15 protein-coding genes and 1 pseudogene are annotated in these 15,905 nt (G+C 61.6%); 7 read left to right on the plus strand and 9 right to left on the minus strand.

Translation table 11 applies throughout. From position 1 onward, the window contains the following. Positions 1-245: 245 nt before the first annotated feature. A complete protein-coding gene (locus IB265_RS31225; RefSeq protein WP_057255533.1) occupies positions 246-842 on the minus strand; it encodes a TetR/AcrR family transcriptional regulator in 597 nt (198 codons plus the stop codon). A 100-nt stretch (positions 843-942) separates the two neighbouring features. Here IB265_RS31225 and IB265_RS31230 point away from each other — a divergent pair, with 100 nt between their 5' ends. The 3 genes from IB265_RS31230 (at position 943) to IB265_RS31240 (ending at position 5,427) form a co-directional block, all read left to right on the plus strand. After that, positions 943-1,629 carry a PspA/IM30 family protein gene (locus tag IB265_RS31230; RefSeq protein WP_112994280.1) on the plus strand — a complete coding sequence of 229 codons (687 nt, stop codon included), beginning with the start codon at positions 943-945 and terminating at the stop codon, positions 1,627-1,629. A 28-nt stretch (positions 1,630-1,657) separates the two neighbouring features. Next, positions 1,658-1,936 (plus strand): YiaA/YiaB family inner membrane protein, encoded by a 279-nt coding sequence (locus IB265_RS31235; protein ID WP_057255179.1) that lies wholly within the window; start codon positions 1,658-1,660, stop codon positions 1,934-1,936. A gap of 92 nt (positions 1,937-2,028) precedes the next feature. Then, positions 2,029-5,427, plus strand: a complete 3,399-nt coding sequence (locus IB265_RS31240) for an acyl-[ACP]--phospholipid O-acyltransferase (protein ID WP_057255180.1) — start codon at positions 2,029-2,031, stop codon at positions 5,425-5,427. 20 nt (positions 5,428-5,447) lie between these two features. On the opposite strand, the gene IB265_RS31245 is transcribed toward IB265_RS31240, so the two are convergent. From IB265_RS31245 to IB265_RS31270, 6 genes are all read right to left on the minus strand, one after another. After that, positions 5,448-6,467: a hypothetical protein gene (locus IB265_RS31245; RefSeq protein ID WP_057255181.1), complete on the minus strand. Its 1,020-nt coding sequence runs from the start codon at positions 6,465-6,467 to the stop codon at positions 5,448-5,450. After that, positions 6,464-7,570, minus strand: coding sequence for a GNAT family N-acetyltransferase (locus tag IB265_RS31250; RefSeq protein ID WP_192495693.1), 1,107 nt, complete (start codon positions 7,568-7,570; stop codon positions 6,464-6,466). The genes IB265_RS31245 and IB265_RS31250 overlap by 4 nt, the downstream gene beginning before the upstream one ends. Beyond that, positions 7,563-8,762 (minus strand): hypothetical protein, encoded by a 1,200-nt coding sequence (locus tag IB265_RS31255; protein WP_057255183.1) that lies wholly within the window; start codon positions 8,760-8,762, stop codon positions 7,563-7,565. The genes IB265_RS31250 and IB265_RS31255 overlap by 8 nt, the downstream gene beginning before the upstream one ends. Continuing rightward, complete coding sequence (locus IB265_RS31260; protein ID WP_057255184.1) at positions 8,759-9,646, minus strand: ThiF family adenylyltransferase; 888 nt, start codon at positions 9,644-9,646, stop codon at positions 8,759-8,761. Before IB265_RS31260 ends, IB265_RS31255 begins: the two co-directional genes overlap by 4 nt. After that, positions 9,643-10,590, minus strand: coding sequence for a hypothetical protein (locus IB265_RS31265; protein ID WP_113133406.1), 948 nt, complete (start codon positions 10,588-10,590; stop codon positions 9,643-9,645). Before IB265_RS31265 ends, IB265_RS31260 begins: the two co-directional genes overlap by 4 nt. A gap of 294 nt (positions 10,591-10,884) precedes the next feature. Next, positions 10,885-11,784 carry a LysR family transcriptional regulator gene (locus tag IB265_RS31270; RefSeq protein ID WP_112994274.1) on the minus strand — a complete coding sequence of 300 codons (900 nt, stop codon included), beginning with the start codon at positions 11,782-11,784 and terminating at the stop codon, positions 10,885-10,887. A 117-nt stretch (positions 11,785-11,901) separates the two neighbouring features. Here IB265_RS31270 and IB265_RS31275 point away from each other — a divergent pair, with 117 nt between their 5' ends. From IB265_RS31275 to IB265_RS31290, 4 genes are all read left to right on the plus strand, one after another. Further along, positions 11,902-12,834, plus strand: a complete 933-nt coding sequence (locus tag IB265_RS31275) for a VOC family protein (protein ID WP_192495694.1) — start codon at positions 11,902-11,904, stop codon at positions 12,832-12,834. 129 nt (positions 12,835-12,963) lie between these two features. Then, positions 12,964-13,251 (plus strand): XapX domain-containing protein, encoded by a 288-nt coding sequence (locus tag IB265_RS31280; RefSeq protein WP_057255187.1) that lies wholly within the window; start codon positions 12,964-12,966, stop codon positions 13,249-13,251. A 170-nt stretch (positions 13,252-13,421) separates the two neighbouring features. After that, a complete protein-coding gene (locus tag IB265_RS31285; RefSeq protein ID WP_192495695.1) occupies positions 13,422-14,525 on the plus strand; it encodes an NADH:flavin oxidoreductase/NADH oxidase in 1,104 nt (367 codons plus the stop codon). 407 nt (positions 14,526-14,932) lie between these two features. Further along, entirely contained in the window at positions 14,933-15,223 is a 291-nt protein-coding gene (locus IB265_RS31290; RefSeq protein WP_058330206.1) for a GNAT family N-acetyltransferase, read from the plus strand. 16 nt (positions 15,224-15,239) lie between these two features. Here the strand turns inward: IB265_RS31290 and IB265_RS31295 are convergent, their stop codons facing one another. Further along, entirely contained in the window at positions 15,240-15,638 is a 399-nt protein-coding gene (locus IB265_RS31295) for a DoxX family protein (protein ID WP_113133408.1), read from the minus strand. 133 nt (positions 15,639-15,771) lie between these two features. Then, positions 15,772-15,905: pseudogene (locus IB265_RS31300) on the minus strand (hydrolase); the annotation flags it as partial.

Raw genomic sequence — 15,905 nt, forward strand, 5'->3', positions numbered from 1 at the left:
CGATGATCACCTATACTCGCGATCGGATCGCCTGGATGAATGACTGTCGGGCCGGGTCAGAGCCCAGGTTGAATAGCATCGACATGCGATCGGAGGTGCCGGGCTTTGAGTTGAATTACTACGAGCGTCGGTGCCCTTTGTTTGCGTCCACCCGCACGGCCGACGGCGCGATCCCTTCCACAAGGTCTGTGCTGAAAAGGTCGCGTCATCTATCGAACGGAACTGCCAAGCTGGCGCCGAGTACGTCAGCTCCGGCTCCTGGCGAGAATTCCTGCGAGCACTGTAATCTCACGTTCGAGCACTTCGGGCGTTATGCCGACGAACCGTCCTTCAAGGCTGAGAGAGATCACGCCATGAACGGCCGCGAAGAACGTCCGGGCACGAATTGCCACGTCTTGGCGAGAAGCATCAGGCATATGTCGCGCGAGTGGTGCTGCGATGAGCCCGATCAGGAAAGCGTGTTCGGCAAGGTGCCACTCCGGAACGGAGACGCCCTCCGGCATCCTATGTTCGAAAAGGGCGGACCACAGGTTTCGCTCTGCTAGCGCGAAGCGCAGGTATGCCAGAGACAGGCTGAGGAAAGTCTCCTCAATGGCCGCTGATGGCGAAATCGCGGTGTTGAGGGTGTTCTCCAACTGTTTCAGCGTCCCCGAGTTGACGTGGAGAATCAGCCCGTCGAGATCATCGAAGACCGTGTAAAGACCACCGAGCGCCGCGCCGGCGCGTTCGGCGATATCCCGCGCGCGCAGGTTCTTCAGCCCTTGTTCGCGAATGAGCTCCGTGCAGGCGACTATCAGCCTTGCCTTCAGGTCTTCCTTCTTCGTTTGACGCTTTCCGACCACCGGTAACCTCATTTTTGAACGTTGTTCATTTTTAACTTGAACATCGTTCATCTTTGTGACAAAAGATTATTGAACATTGTTCATACATGGAGGTGAGGAAATGTTCAAACAAATCGCAACGCTGATACGAGGTCGCGCCCACGAGGCGGAGGAGGCCTTCGGCGATCGGCATGCGCTACCGATACTTGCGCAGCAGATCCGTGATGCCGCGCGCGGCGTCGAAAGCGCACGTCGGGCGGTCGCTCTGGCGATCGCGCAAAATCGCCTGGAAAAAGAAAATGCCGAGAGGCTCTCTGCCCGCATCGATGATCTCGAAGCGCGCGCTATCGCAGCCCTTGAAAAGGGGCGAGAGGATCTGGCTACCGAGGCTGCAGCCTCGATTGCTCGGCTGGAAACCGAACTGCAGAACGCACGTCAGGTTCAGGCGGAATTTACAGATGGAATAGATCGGTTGAGGCAAGCGGTGCGGCAGAGCGAAACGCGCCTGGCTGCGCTGCGCCGCGGCGAGCGCCTGGCCGAGGCACGTGACCGGACGCGGCGCCTTTCCCGAGACGTGCCTGGCAACGATCTGGCTACGCTCAGCGATGCCGAGGCAACACTTGCGCGGCTCGAAACGCGCCAGCGCGAGGCTGAGTTGACGGCCGAGGCGCTAGTTGAGCTGGAAGACCGGCCTGATCCGACCGCGCTTGCAGAGAAACTGGCCGCTGCCGGTTGCGGCCGCCCGCTCGTAACGAGCGCTGAAGACGTGCTCGAGCGTCTGCGTGCCAAGGCAAACCCTACTCTTTGAACCCACTATCTCTCAAAGGAAAACGACGATGAACGACAGTCTGATGAAACACTCCCCGGCCTGGACCTCCTTCTCCTATGTGAGCTTCGGCGTGGCCGCCTTCATGGTGGTGATCGGCCTTTACATGATGCCGATCGATCTCTGGGGAAAGGGCTATCTCGCCATGGGCATCCTGATGCTCCTGCAGACGGCGGTAAACGTCACCAAGACGCTGCGCGACAATCTGGAAGCTGAAAAGCTCATCCGCAGGATCGATGATGCAAAGACCGAGAAGCTGCTGCTCGGCATCAAGGCCGACGACGTTTAATTCATCGTTAGCCCTGTCGCCACAAAGCACAACCTGTGAACGAGAGTGAAACGACTTTCATCTAGAACGCTCAAAAAAAGGGGAGACGTTCCGTGAAAAACAATCTCATGACTTCTCGGCGGTTTGCGCCACTCTTCTGGACGCAGTTCCTGTCGGCGTTCAACGATAATTTCCTCAAGAACACGCTCGTCTTCCTCATCCTCGCCACCGTGGCGGCAAATGATGCCGGATCGCTCGTTACGCTGGCCGGCGCCGTCTTCATGGCGCCGTTCCTGCTCTTTTCCGCACTCGGCGGCCAACTTGCCGACAAGTTCGACAAGGCGGTCGTCGCCGAGAGGCTGAAGCGGTGGGAGCTCGCTGCCGCAGCCGTTGCGGTCGTCGGTATTGCGTTCTCCTCCATTGCCGTTCTGCTGGTTGCGCTCTTCCTGTTCGGTGCCATCTCCGCGCTCTTTGGGCCTGTCAAATACGGCATCCTGCCGGACCACCTGGAGCGCAAGGAACTGCCGCGCGCGAACGCCTGGATCGAGGGGGCGACGTTCATCGCCATCCTCGGCGGCACAGTCGTCGCAGGGCTTGCCGCGGCCGATGGCGTCGATCCCTGGCTGTTTGGCCCCATGATGCTCGGCCTCGCGCTCGCCTGCTGGCTTTCCAGCCGCTACATTCCTCGCCTGGGCGCCAAGGCGCCGGACCTTGTCGTCGATCGCAACGTCCTCCGTTCCACGGGGCGGCTCCTCGCTTCACTGCGCAGCGACAAACGGCTCTGGCGCACCGCGCTGATGGCGGCGTGGTTCTGGCTGGTGGGCGCGATCGTACTGTCGTTGCTGCCGCCCATGGTGAAGAACTATCTCGGCGGCGACGAGACTGTGATCACTGCCTATCTCGCCGTCTTCGCCGTGGCGATCGGCGTTGGCTCGGCAATCGCTGCCTGGATGTCCGCAGGACGTATCGTGCTCCTGCCGGCACCGCTCGGCACCCTGATCATGGCGCTGTTCGGCCTCGATCTCGCCTGGTGCGTCGGACATGCCGGTGCGGCCGCAGCGGCCGAGACGCTCTCCGCCTTTTTCGCCGGTCCCTACACTCTGCGCATCGCCATCGATCTGGCCGGCATGGCCATCGCCGGCGCCTTCCTGGCCGTACCCACGCTTGCGGCCCTTCAGGCCTGGGCGCAAGAGGACGAACGATCGCGTGTCATCGGCGCGTCGAATGTATTGTCCGCGGCCTTCATCACCGCCGGCGGCGGCCTTGTCGCCGTCCTGCAGGCGTCCGGCGTGTCGACAGCGGTACTTTTCGCCGGCCTTGCGCTCGCCAATGCCGTGGCGGCCTGGGTCATGCTGCGCACGTTGCCGACCAATGCTTTCCGTGATTTCGTATCCATCCTCTTCCGCGCCTTCCTTCGGCTGGAAGTGGAGGGCCTCGACAATCTGAAAAAGGCGGGGCGTGCGCCGATCATCGCGCTCAACCATGTTTCCTTTCTCGATGGCGCACTGGCCCTGGCGCTGACGGACGAGGAACCGACCTTCGCGGTCGACTACACCATCGCCAAGGCGTGGTGGGTGAAACCGTTCCTGAAGATGTGCAACTTCCTGCCGTTGGATCCTTCGAAGCCGATGGCAACGCGTACGCTCATCAAGACGGTCAACAATGGTGAGCCGCTCGTGATCTTCCCCGAGGGCCGCATCACGGTCACCGGCGCGCTGATGAAGGTCTATGACGGCGCCGCGATGGTGGCCGACAAGACCGGCTCCATGGTCGTACCGGTTCGTATCGACGGGCTGGAGAAGAGCTACTTCTCGCGCCTCAGTTCCTTGCACGTTCGCCGCCGCCTGTTTCCGAAGGTGAAGGTCACCATTCTAGAGCCCGTTCGCCTCTCTGTTCCGGAAGAGCTGAAAGGTCGCAAGCGCCGCATGGCCGCGGGTGCTGCTCTCTACCAGGTCATGTCGATGTTGATGTTCCGCACCACGGATACCAACACCACCGTGCTCGAAAAGGTGATCAAGACGGCCAAGGAGCGCGGATTCAACCGGCTCGCTGTGCAGGACCCGGTCACCGGTTCCCTGTCGTATGGCAAGCTGCTGACGGGCGCGGCCGTGATTGGCGCGAAGTTCAAGTCGCTCTTCCCGGCTGAGAAGGCGCTCGGCGTTCTCTTGCCCAACGCCAACGGTGCGGTCGCAACCATCCTCGGCGTGATGTCCGCCGGCAAGGTGCCGGCAATGCTCAATTTCACGGCGGGCGCGGCCAACATCATTTCGGCCTGCAAGGCGGCGCAGGTCCGCTACGTGCTGACGTCGCGTGCCTTCGTCACCCAGGCGAAACTCGGCCCCGTCGTCGAGGAGTTGGCGAAGACGGTGGAAATTATCTGGCTCGATGATCTGCGCCAGACGATCGGCCTTGCCGACAAGCTGCGCGGTCTCCTGCAGAAGGCACGTCCGCTTGTTCGACGCACAGCCGACGATCCGGCAGTCATACTCTATACCTCCGGTTCGGAAGGAACGCCGAAGGGCGTGGTGCTGACACACCGCAACATCCTCTCCAATGCGGCTCAAGCCGCGTCCCGCATCGATTTCCACTCGGGCGACAAGGTGTTCAACATCCTGCCGGTGTTCCATTCCTTCGGGCTCACCGCTGGTACTGTGCTGCCGCTCATCTCCGGCGTCCCCGTCTATTTCTATCCGTCGCCGTTGCACTACCGGATCATTCCGGAACTGATCTACGCCTCCAACGCAACGATCATCTTCGGGACCGACACCTTCCTGAACGGTTATGCACGGACGGCTCATCCCTATGACTTCCGGTCGATCCGCTATTGCTTCGCCGGCGCCGAACCGGTCAGGGCGGCTACCCGTGCGCTCTACATGGAGAAGTTCGGCGTCCGCATCCTCGAAGGCTACGGTGTGACCGAGGCGGCGCCAGTGATTGCGCTGAACACGCCAATGTTCAACAAGGCCGGTAGCGTCGGCAAGATCATGCCGGGCATGGAGTATAGGCTCGATGCCGTGCCGGGTGTCATGGAGGGCGGAAGGCTTTTCATCCGCGGCGCCAACGTCATGGCCGGATATCTCCGCGTAGAAGCGCCCGGCGTAATCGAGCCGACGCCGGACGGCTGGCATGACACCGGCGACATCGTCACTGTCGATGAAGATGGTTTCATCGTCATCCGGGGTCGGGCCAAACGATTTGCCAAGATCGGCGGCGAGATGGTTTCGCTTGGCGCTGTGGAGGCGCTGGCGGGAGAGCTGTGGCCGGGTCAGTTGACGGTTGTCGTGTCGCTGCCTGATGCCAAAAAAGGCGAGCGCCTGGTCATGCTCACTGACGCTCCGGGTGCGACACGCGCCGCATTCCTTCGCTTCGCCAAGGAAAAGGGGGCGATGGACATGATGGTTCCCTCGGATGTGAGGGTGGGAGCCGTGCCTGTGCTTGGAACCGGAAAGGTGGATTTCGTCAGTGCTCAGAAGCTTCTCGCCGAGACTGCAAGGACCGAGGACGCCGCCTGATATGGAAAAGGGAGCCGGCTTCAGTCCGGCTTTCCGTCCAGCACGAGAGCATGGGCCGGAAGGCGATACTTCGGAACGGTCGACGGCGCCGGCCCCACGCGCAGGACATTGATCAGCCGGTGGCCGGGTGGCAACGGGAAGCGCTGCCGCATCGCCTCTGCAGCGGACGGTAGATCAGCCAGCACCGCCATCGGCCAACCGGCGAAGCCGAGACGCGTGAAACCCAGCCAGAAACGATAGAAGGCTTGTCCGGAGACGATTGGGCTCTCGTCTTCCGGCCGATGGAACAGGAGGCAAGCCGCGGCGGTTATCGTCTTTCCCGCTTCGGCGACGAGACTTTTGCCGAGGCCCAGCCGATCGGCAATGTCGAAAAGTGGTGAAGCGAGCACATGCTCCGCCAGTGCGCCTTCCAGCCGCCCCATCTGCAGCGCGGCAATATTGAGCCCATCGAAGGCATAGGCCGGATGGGTTGGAGAAAACCGCATCCACGCCACGAGTTCATTGCGGAACGATCTATCGCGCATGATCGACAGACTTGCGCGGTCGTTAAGTGCGGCAATGAAGGCGAGATCCTCGTGGCCGCTGGCGAGCTTTACATCAGCCGTCTCAGCCACCCAGTGCTCGAGCCTTTCGATCTGTTCGGGCGCCGCGGGCAAGAAGCGGGCACGCCATGTGAAGCGCTTGGTGCTCCAGCCGGCAAGCTCCGTGGGCATCGCCGCGCGCGCAAGGGTCAGCCGCGCGGCCAATCGGTAGTCGGGCCTCCAGTCGAGAATGTTATCGCCCCAGAGATCTTCGATGGCCACACCGATCCCGCGCGCGGCGAGCGCCATCACCATGCCCTCGAGCGCCGCTCCACAGGAGAGCCCCATATCGCGACCGGTCGGATCGCCGATGCCGAGGTGCCGGGAGAGGTCGGCAGCAAGCAGAATGCATCCGTCTTCGTCCAGTATCCAGCGGGCCGGCTGGGTATTGTGGACGGAGGGGGCGAGATTGGCCTCAGCCGCCAGATCGACGAGCATGGCGGTGTCAATGCGGCTCATAATGTCTTTCCGAAGAGATGCAGACGATGCAGGGGCCTTGCGCCGGCTTTTTCCACCTGCCTCAGGCTGGCCGCATTGACGTCCGCGATCCAGGTGCCGCCGGCAGTCTCGTAGCCGGCGCGGCGCATTTCTTTGAGCACATGGGCAAGAAGGAGCGGATTGAGGCCGCGCCCCTGATGCTCCGGTTTCACACCCTGGAATATGATCACGGCACGGCGGCGCTTGAGGCGGTGCTTGAGCAGATGCCAGGGCGCACTCAACCCGAGCCGCGAGCCCATCGCCTTCAGCATCGGATTGACGTCGGGTATGGCAATCACCGCACCGGCTGGCGCGCCGTCTTTCTCCGCGACCGCCGAGATGCGTGGATCCATGATCCACTTCATCTCCTTTGCCTGAAAGTCGTATTCCGCACGGCTGACGGGCACGAACATCGGATTGTCGGCGAAGCTCTCGTTGAGGATCAGCCGGGAATCCTCCAATCTCCGTTCGAGCGTTGCCCGCCGGATCGGTGAAAAACGGAAGCCGTCGTCGAAAAGCGCGCGCATTTGCGCACTGGCGAGCAGACCGTCGACTGCCACAGTGCGGACGTCGATTTCGAAGGTGGTCATCGGGAAGCATGGGGCGTACCCCCGGCGTTCCAGCAGGCGGGGCAGATGCGGTGGCCCCCAGATCTGATCCGTATAGGGCGCGTTCTCGAAACCGCCGGTCATGATGCCGACTTGCTGCATGGCAGTCAGGTTGAAGTTTCCGAGGATTTCCCCAAAGCCCTTCGCGCGCGCCCAATCCTCTGCCCGCTCCAACAGGGCGGCCGCGACGCGCTCGTCGTCGGCACAGTCGAAGTAGCCGAAATAGCAGCGATCGAGGCCAAACTTCGCGTTCGATGCGCGGTGCACGTGGGCTGTTATGCGCCCGCGCACGGCGCCGCCTTCATGGGCCGTGAAGATGGCGAAGTCTTCTGCCGTATCGAAGAGAGGGTTCTTTTCAGCTGAAAGGAAACGCCTGAGGTCGCTGAACATCGGCGAGACATAGGGCGTGCGTGCACCGTAGATCTGAAGGGGCGCAGTGAAGAAGGCGTCGATATCCCCCTCGCGGATCTCAATCATGGAGCGGGTTCCTCTCGGAGATCAGCATGGCCATGCGCTGGACGACCTTCAACTCTGTCTCCGCACCCGGTGTGGCAGTGACGGAGGGCATGTTGAGCGCAATGAGCCGGAACGGCCGGTTCGACACCAGCATGACATGGGTGGCCTCGTATTTTTCGAGCAGCCAGGCAAGCTGCTCGGCATCCGATTGGGAAAGGCTGCCCGTTTCGGTAGTGCGCATCAACGGCCGGGCAGCAAAGAGCGCCTTGATCACCGGCAAGTCGAGGTCTGAAAGTTCATTCTCGCCAAGCAAAAGTGCGCCATCCACCAACGGATGGTTCTGTAATTCCTTGAGGAAGCCGAGCGTGTCGTCGATGCGGTCCTCGGCCAGATGCCGGATCAGGCTCTGCCGCCTTTGCTCCGTGCGAAGGCTTAGGCTGTCTTTCCAGATCACGCCAAGCAAGGCGGCGCTGAGGATGACGCTGGCCGCTCGCACCAGCGCTGCCGGTTCGAGCCCGTTTTCGAAGCCGACGACAAGGGCTGCGAGCAGAGCGACCGAAAGCAGGATGGCGAAGGAAACGACCGTGTCACGATGCCCCGCGGCGCGCTGGCCAAGGCTGATCAGCAGCCAGCACAGGAACAGGATCGCGACCCCGCCGAGCCGCACCGGCTGGTCGATGTAGGCCGAGCGGAAATCGGTGACGAGGAGTGGCAGGATCAGAAGCAGCGAGAGGGCCATGCGGTCAACCGCCTGGTTCTCCGCCTTTGACAGGCTCGCCCGGTCGCGCGTTACCGTCATATGCCCGGCGAGAGCGAAGGTGACGAGTTGATAGACGAACAGCAGCGCGACACGCCAGGGCTCGGCGATCGATGCCGGAAGGAAGGCGAGCGCGAAGAAGGTGGCCGCGCCGCCGGCTGCGATCCATTTCGTCGTCCTCGGTGCATGGCGGCGCAACAGACCCTCGGCGAGGAGAACTGTCGAGAGCGGAACGAGGCCCGCAGTTATGATCGTTGCGGCTTTGAAGATGAAGAGGTCCGTCCACCAGGCGAGCACCCGGCTCGCCATCAATGCCGCCAGCACCTGCAATCCAAAGAGGAAGCGGCGGTTCAGCGGGCTTTCCGTATCGAAGCTACGGATGGTGCCGATCAGCACAAGGAGGCCGCCAAGCGCCGCCAGCGAAACGAAACTATCGGCAACGAGCGGCGTGTTCATGGCGCTGCCGGAGCCGCAAGGCGCTTGAGGTAGCGACGTACCAGCGGACGCAGCAGCGCAGCGACGATTGCATTGCGGGGCCGTTCGATGCGCCCGGCATGGAGGTTGAAGAACCAGCCGCGGCAATCGGCGGACTGTGGACGGCCGAGGACCACGTGGATCGCCTCGTAGGCCATCAATGTGCCGGTGGAGATCACCATTGGCGCGAAGGACATGCGACTGCGGGTGCCGGCAATCACTTCGCCGGCGAGCGAAAGATCGACATGGTGGCGTGACGACGAATGGACCATCACGTATTCCGCCTCGCGCAGGAAAGCTTCCGTCCGCTGGTCGGCCGTCAGTGCGTTCCAGGCGGTTCCGGCAGTCGGATAACCGAGCCGCTCTTCCGGCATCGGATCTTGCGGTCGCGTCACGTACACGGAGGGCAAAGGAGACGCATAGGCGTCGATCACCGTCCGGCCGAGGTTTCGCGAGACGCGATAGAGCAGGAGGCTGGCGCCGAGATCGTCCGTCCCGTTGATGACGACGTCCGCGTCGGCAATGAGCGTCTCGGCATGATCGGTCCAATCCGGGCCGAAGACGGTCACGTCCAAGTCGGGATTGATCTTTAGGCAGAGGTCTCGGGTCGCTTCTGCCTTGGGGGTGCCAATAGTGTCGGCAAAACAGAAGACCTGGCGATTGAGGTTCGACAGCTCGAAGCGGTCGATATCGGCGAGGATGAGACGACCGATGCCGGCCCGCGCCAGCGCCTGGATGCAGGCGCCGCCCATACCGCCGGTTCCGCAGACGAAGACGGTCGCCAGTCTCAAGCGTCGTTGCTCCGCCTCCGTGACGAAGCCGATGTTGCGCGTGGTGAAGGCCTCATAGGAGAAGACGCTGCTCATTGGTTTGAAGGCCTCAATATGCCCCACTGCCGACGGCTGTCCGCCCAATGCAAGACCGGTAGAGCCAGCCTTTGGACGAGGATGACGAAACTTGCGACGGCAAGACGACCGAGCGCGTTGCGCGGCACGCTTTCCATGAGGTAACGCTGCGCCGCGTTGAGGTCGAGCTGTCCGATTTGAAGCAGGTCGTCGCCGCGATCGTAGTCGAGTTCGGCCGCGCAGAAATCGTTGTACTCAGCCTTGCGGTGCATCGGCGCCGCCTCGAAGGTCTTTTTCAGGTTGTCGGAACCGCCCGTATAGGCGTTGGTGATCACGAAGCGATCGGCGTCGAAACCGGCATCAGGACCGACGCCGAAGACATGCCGATGGGAGCCCATGATCGCCGTGGCGATCAGTTGCTGATGCAACGATCGGCGCGCGCCGCGCGTGGGCGCAGGGAAGACGCCACTGAAGGTCTCGGCCACCATGCCGGCAACGGCCGGCACCTGGGTGACATTTGAAATCCAGAGCGGACGAAGCTGGTTGCGCAGGAAAAGAAGAAAGCAGGTGAGACCGTAGAGCACCCAGGAAAGCCCCTGGCTGCGAACTGCGGGATCGATCATCACCAGCCCCAGGTGGAGAACGTCGACGGGTTTGCCCGAGAGAGAGACCTGGATGACCGGCAAGGCGTTGAAGGCGACCGGCTCGCCGTCGGAAACCCGATAGACGACCGTCACGATCGTCCGGGCGAGGGCGTCTTCACGCTCGGAGAAGACGCCGTAGTCCAGCTCTCCATCGGCAACCGATCGCTGCGCGACCTTTCGCAGATCGTGCCGCAGTCTGGCGACTTCCCGCTCGCTCATCCACAGCCCGGGAGCTTCCACGATCCTCGCGCGGAAATCTGGTGAAGTCTTGAATGAGAGGTCGAGGCGCTTCTTCAGCACGACCGATATCAGATTGTACAATGGCCCGGCCCGGCAGCGTCAATTCTAGAATGGAGGTTTGTGCAAGCTTGGGTCGCATCTTCGCGGGAGAGAGCAAACATTTGGTTTAATTTTTGCCTGAGAGCAAGCGCCAACGGTTTGGTGTCAGGCAGTGATGCCGTGATTGACCTCGCCGACGCCTCTTTTTCTCACAAGAAGCGCAGATCGTCATAAGACAAGCGCCGTGCGTTCAGATGAACGCACAAAAGTACGCTCCAGCACCTTGATTCTAGAGTATCTTTTCGCTTCTAGTTATTCCACTTGAAAGCGGGAGCTCTAGTCGAGCATGACCATATGAGCGGTCAGTTGTTCCTCGAAGAATTTCGAGAACGTCGCGATGCGCGGCGGTAGGGCCTGGTACGGCGGATAGTAGAGTGTCAACCAAAGGTCTGGTGGCGACCAGCCACGCAGAACATGGACGAGCCGTCCGCTGCGAATATGCTCGGCGATATGAAATCCCGGCAGCATCGCCACGCCCGCGCCGTCTGCGGCCATGTCGGCAAGTACCTCGCCATTGTTGGCGCTGAATGCCCTTCCGGCGACGATGGTGATGCTCGAGCCTCCGTCCGAAAGCAGCCAGTTCTCCCGTCGGCTTTCGCCGCTATAGGCGAGACAATCGTCCGGGGTCAGCTCGCTCGGGTGTTGCATCTCAGCGAACCTGCTGCCTGGTGCGGCCACCAATATCCTCGGCACCACCTTGATCTTGCGCCATATCGTGAACTTGTCCGACGGCGCCGACGAGATGCGGATCGCGAGATCGTAGTCGTCGTCAACGATATCGACCAAGCCGTCCGACAGCGAGATCTCGAAGCACATTTTCGGGTAGAGCTCCCGGAAGCCGGAGAGGATCGGCGGCAGCACCGTCTTGCCGAGCCAAGTCGGCGCGCTGATCCTTAAGCGTCCCTGGTCAGCCTTGTGGGCATTCTTGACGTCGCGCCGCGCGTTTTCGAGCGTTTCGACCGCCGGCTGGATCTGGGCGGCAAAAACGGCGCCGTCCGTCGTCAGCGATACCTGGCGGGTCGTGCGAACAAACAACTGGACCCCGAGATCATCTTCAAGCGCGGCAATGGCCCGCGTGACGGCAGCGGGCGTCATATCGAGCTCGCGGGCAACCTGAGCGAAGTTGCGCTTCTCGGCGGCCATCAGGAAGATTTTCAGGGCTTTATGATCGTTCATCTCTATTGTTTCAAAAATCGCAACTCACTCGAAAGAAATATTGCAATTCTGCGACCTAATCAACCCGAGTACATCTCTTCGCATCGACGGACAAGTCAACGAAGAAAGGCACGGGCCATGATCAAGGATATCAAGGGACTGCATCACGTCACCTCCATGGCGTCGGATGCGCAGCAGAACAACAGGTTTTTCACCGACACGCTCGGCCTTCGCCGCGTGAAGAAGACAGTGAATTTCGATGATCCGAGTGTGTATCACCTTTATTATGGCGATGAGAACGGTACGCCTGGTACCGTCATGACGTACTTTCCGTTCCCGCACATGATGATCGGGCGGCCGGGCGTCGGCGAAGTCGGCGAAACCCAGTTCTCCATTCCAAAGGGGGCGCTGGCCTTTTGGAAAGACCGTCTCATTGCGCAAGGTGTGGGTGGTATTCAGACCGATACGGTCTTCGGCGCCAATCGCCTGCGTTTCACGGGCCCCGATGGTGACGGCCTCGCCCTGGTCGAAGCGGCCGACGACGTCCGCGCCCCCTGGCTTGCCGAGGGCATTTCCGAGGCCAACGCCATCCGCGGCTTCAGCGGTGCCCGCTTCAACCTTCACGACACTGCGGCGACCGAAGAACTCCTCCGTTTCATGGGCTATGAGCGTTCTGAAATCGAAGGGGACGTCACGCGGTTCATCATTCCCGGCGGCAACGGTGCAGACACGATCGACTTGGCGGCGCTCCCGAAGACACCGTTTGCCCGCCAGGGGGCAGGTTCGGTCCATCACATCGCCTTTGCGGTCGAGAACCGTGAAAAGCAGCTCGAAGTGCGCAAGGCATTGATGGACACCGGCTACCAGGTAACCCCCGTCATCGATCGCGACTATTTCTGGGCGATCTACTTCCGGACACCGGGCGGGATCCTGTTCGAGATCGCAACGAACGAACCCGGCTTCGACCGCGACGAGGATACCGCTCATCTCGGCGAGGCGCTGAAGCTGCCGAACCGATACGAGCCTTTCCGCAACAAGATCGAGGCAAATCTGGCTCCGCTTGCTGCATGAGGTCAGCGCCTGACCGGCGCCACCCGCAAGCAGCGCGTCCACCCTGGAAAACGCATCGGATACGATAGGCAAAGCCACTCTGGGCCGACCCGCTCGGGGTGGCAGCTACACCAATCAAGGATCACCGTCATGAAACTCTATCTCCTGTCACTCGGCGCCGGACTGCTCGTCGGCATTGTCTATAGCCTCCTCAATGTCCGCTCGCCGGCACCGCCGGTTATCGCCCTGGTCGGTCTTCTTGGAATTCTCGTCGGCGAACAGATCGTTCCTTTTGCCAAAACTCTGTGGGGCAAGGAGCCGGCGGTGATTTCCTGGATCAACCAGATCAAACCCCACATGTTCGGTCACATGCCGAAGGGAGAAAACCGGAGCGATGTCGCTGCGGCCCAGCGGGTTCGGATCAAGTCTGATAGCTGAGCCCGCGCCGAAAACCTTTCCGCGTCCAGCACGAGCCCAATCGAAATGGCAGAGTCGGAACGGCAAGTTCTGAAGCCCCTTCGATACCGAGAGATTGCAACCTCGCTGCCAAACGGCGAAACATTGGCAGGGCCGATCCGACAGGCCCTGTCGACCTCTGGAGAACGATCATGAGCGGAACCAGGCTTTTCTCGCCCTTCGAAATGGGATCGCTTAATCTGCGAAACCGCATCGTCATCGCGCCAATGTGCCAATATTCGGCCACGGACGGGCAGATGACCGACTGGCATCTTATTCATCTCGGTAATCTGGCCATGTCGGGTGCGGCTGTGCTCACCATCGAGGCGACCGCAGTCCTGCCTGAGGGCCGTATTTCCTATGGCGATGTCGGGCTTTATTCGGATGCCTGCGAGCGCGCGATGGGCCGGGTTCTGGACGGGGTGCGTCGGTGGTCCGACATGCCCATCGCCATTCAGCTCGGCCATGCCGGACGGAAAGCTTCCAGCGAAGTCCCATGGAAAGGCGGCCGCCAGATCAACCCGAAGGACGAAGGCGGCTGGAAAACCGTCGCACCGAGCCCTGTCCCGTTCCACGATGACTATGACCATCCGGTTGCGCTCGATCGCGCCGGCCTTGCGCAGGTCCGCTCGGCCTTCGCCGACGCCGCCCGTTGCGCCGCCGCTCTCGGGCTGGACGCTGTCCAGATTCATGGAGCCCACGGCTATCTCCTGCATCAGTTCCTGTCGCCCCTCTCCAACCGTCGCACGGACGACTATGGTGGAACGCTGGAAAACCGCATGCGCTTCCCCCTTGAAGTCTTCGAGGCCGTTCGCGCGGCATTTCCGGCGGACCGGCCGGTGACGATGCGGGTCTCGGCGACCGACTGGGCCCAGAACGGCTGGGATATCGAGCAAACCATTACCTTTTGCCAGGCGCTTGAAGCACGTGGCTGCTCGGCTATTCATGTCTCGTCGGGCGGCCTTGCATCCCACCAGCAAATTGCGATCGGCCCAAGCTATCAGGTACCCTTTGCGCGCGCCGTCAAAGAGAATGTGGCGATACCGATCATCGCCGTCGGCCTCATTACCGAGTTCGAACAGGCCGAAGCAATCCTGACGACGGGTGATGCCGACCTCATCGCGATTGCCCGCGCCATTCTCTACGATCCCCGCTGGCCCTGGCATGCCGCCGCGCATTTCGGCGAGCGGGTGTGGGCGCCCGATCAGTATCTGCGATCGCAACCCCGACAACTCCGTCATCTCTTCGACCGCTAAAGCCTGTCGCGCAAAAGTGCGCAGCGGTTTTGCGACAACGACATGCGAAACATCAAAAACTTAGAGCGCAAGGAGCGAATCTGAAAGATCGCGACGCGCTTTAGGCAGACGTAAGAACCGGCGCCCCCGCCATACCGATGTCGGATCGCGCCCTGGTTCATTCCGGCGCAGAAAGAAGACCGTCTCCTGCGGCAGGAGACGGTCTCAGCGGCCCGGGGCGGCCCGGGGGTTTCGAAAGGTAGACCTGCGCGGTGCGCCACGTAACTACACTTAGGTATCGGTGCGCCTGGACAAGAAGCTTGTTTTGTCCGGCGAAAACGGCGGGAGCGCAAACGGATCGTCGCCTCCTATCCATCAGTTTCTGCAACAGGCCGTTTGAAGCCCGGCCGGAGAAGGGAACGCGTCCCATGAACCAATCCGAAAACAATGTGGTTATCGAGCGCCCGGAGCTGCGCCGCTTCGAACTGGCGGTCGACGGGGGCATCGCCGCCGTCTACTACCGTCAGGAGGATGGGCGCCTAGTGTTGATCCATACGGAGGTTCCTGAGGAATTGTCCGGCCGCGGGATCGGGTCGCGGCTGGTGACCGGCGTTTTCGACCTCGTGAGAGCGAGCCACCGGAAAGTCGTCATCCGTTGCCCGTTCGTGGCCGCCTGGTACGCTCGCCATCTGGACTATGGCGACGTCGTCGACGGTTGACCGGCGCGACCGACCGTCAAAGCTTGGCGTCACCGCGCGCCGCATCAAGGCCGACGGGTCCGCCGCCTGCGGCAGCGAGGTAGAGGAACACGAAACAGAAGATGATGGCGGCCGTACCGCCGTTCTGAGCCGGATAGAAACCCTGCGGCGCATGGCGCAGGAAATAGGCCGACGCCATGAGGCCGGAAAGAATGAAGGCGGAAAGCCGGCTCTTGAAGCCGACCAGCAGCGTGAAGCCGAGGACGAGTTCGAACAATCCGGCAATCCAGGGCAAGGAGCCGACGGGCGGTCCGCCGCCGTCACTTGCGGGAAAGCCGATAACCTTCTGCGTTCCGTAGCTGAAGAGGACGAGGGCGGAGACGATGCGCAAAAGGCTGAGCAGATAAGGGGCCAGCTGGTTGGATAAAGCGTGCATGCGTGTTTCCTTTGCAAGCGACCCGGTGAGGTCAATGTGGGCGTGATCTGAAACATTCAAAATAATGACCGGCTTCATGCGAAGCCGGTCTTATTGTGGGTCTGGGGTGTTGCGCGGTGGGCAGATCGCCCCGTTATTTTGCCGGGTTCGGGCCGATCGTCTTGCCGTGGCTGACGCGTTCGTCGCCCTTGTGAACCATGGTGACGGCGTAGTCGATGCCCATGCCGTAGGCGCCGGAATGCTCCTTCACCAGCGAAGTGACGGCAT

The sequence above is a fragment of the Ensifer sp. ENS10 genome, from assembly GCF_014852025.1.
GTDB lineage: Bacteria > Pseudomonadota > Alphaproteobacteria > Rhizobiales > Rhizobiaceae > Ensifer.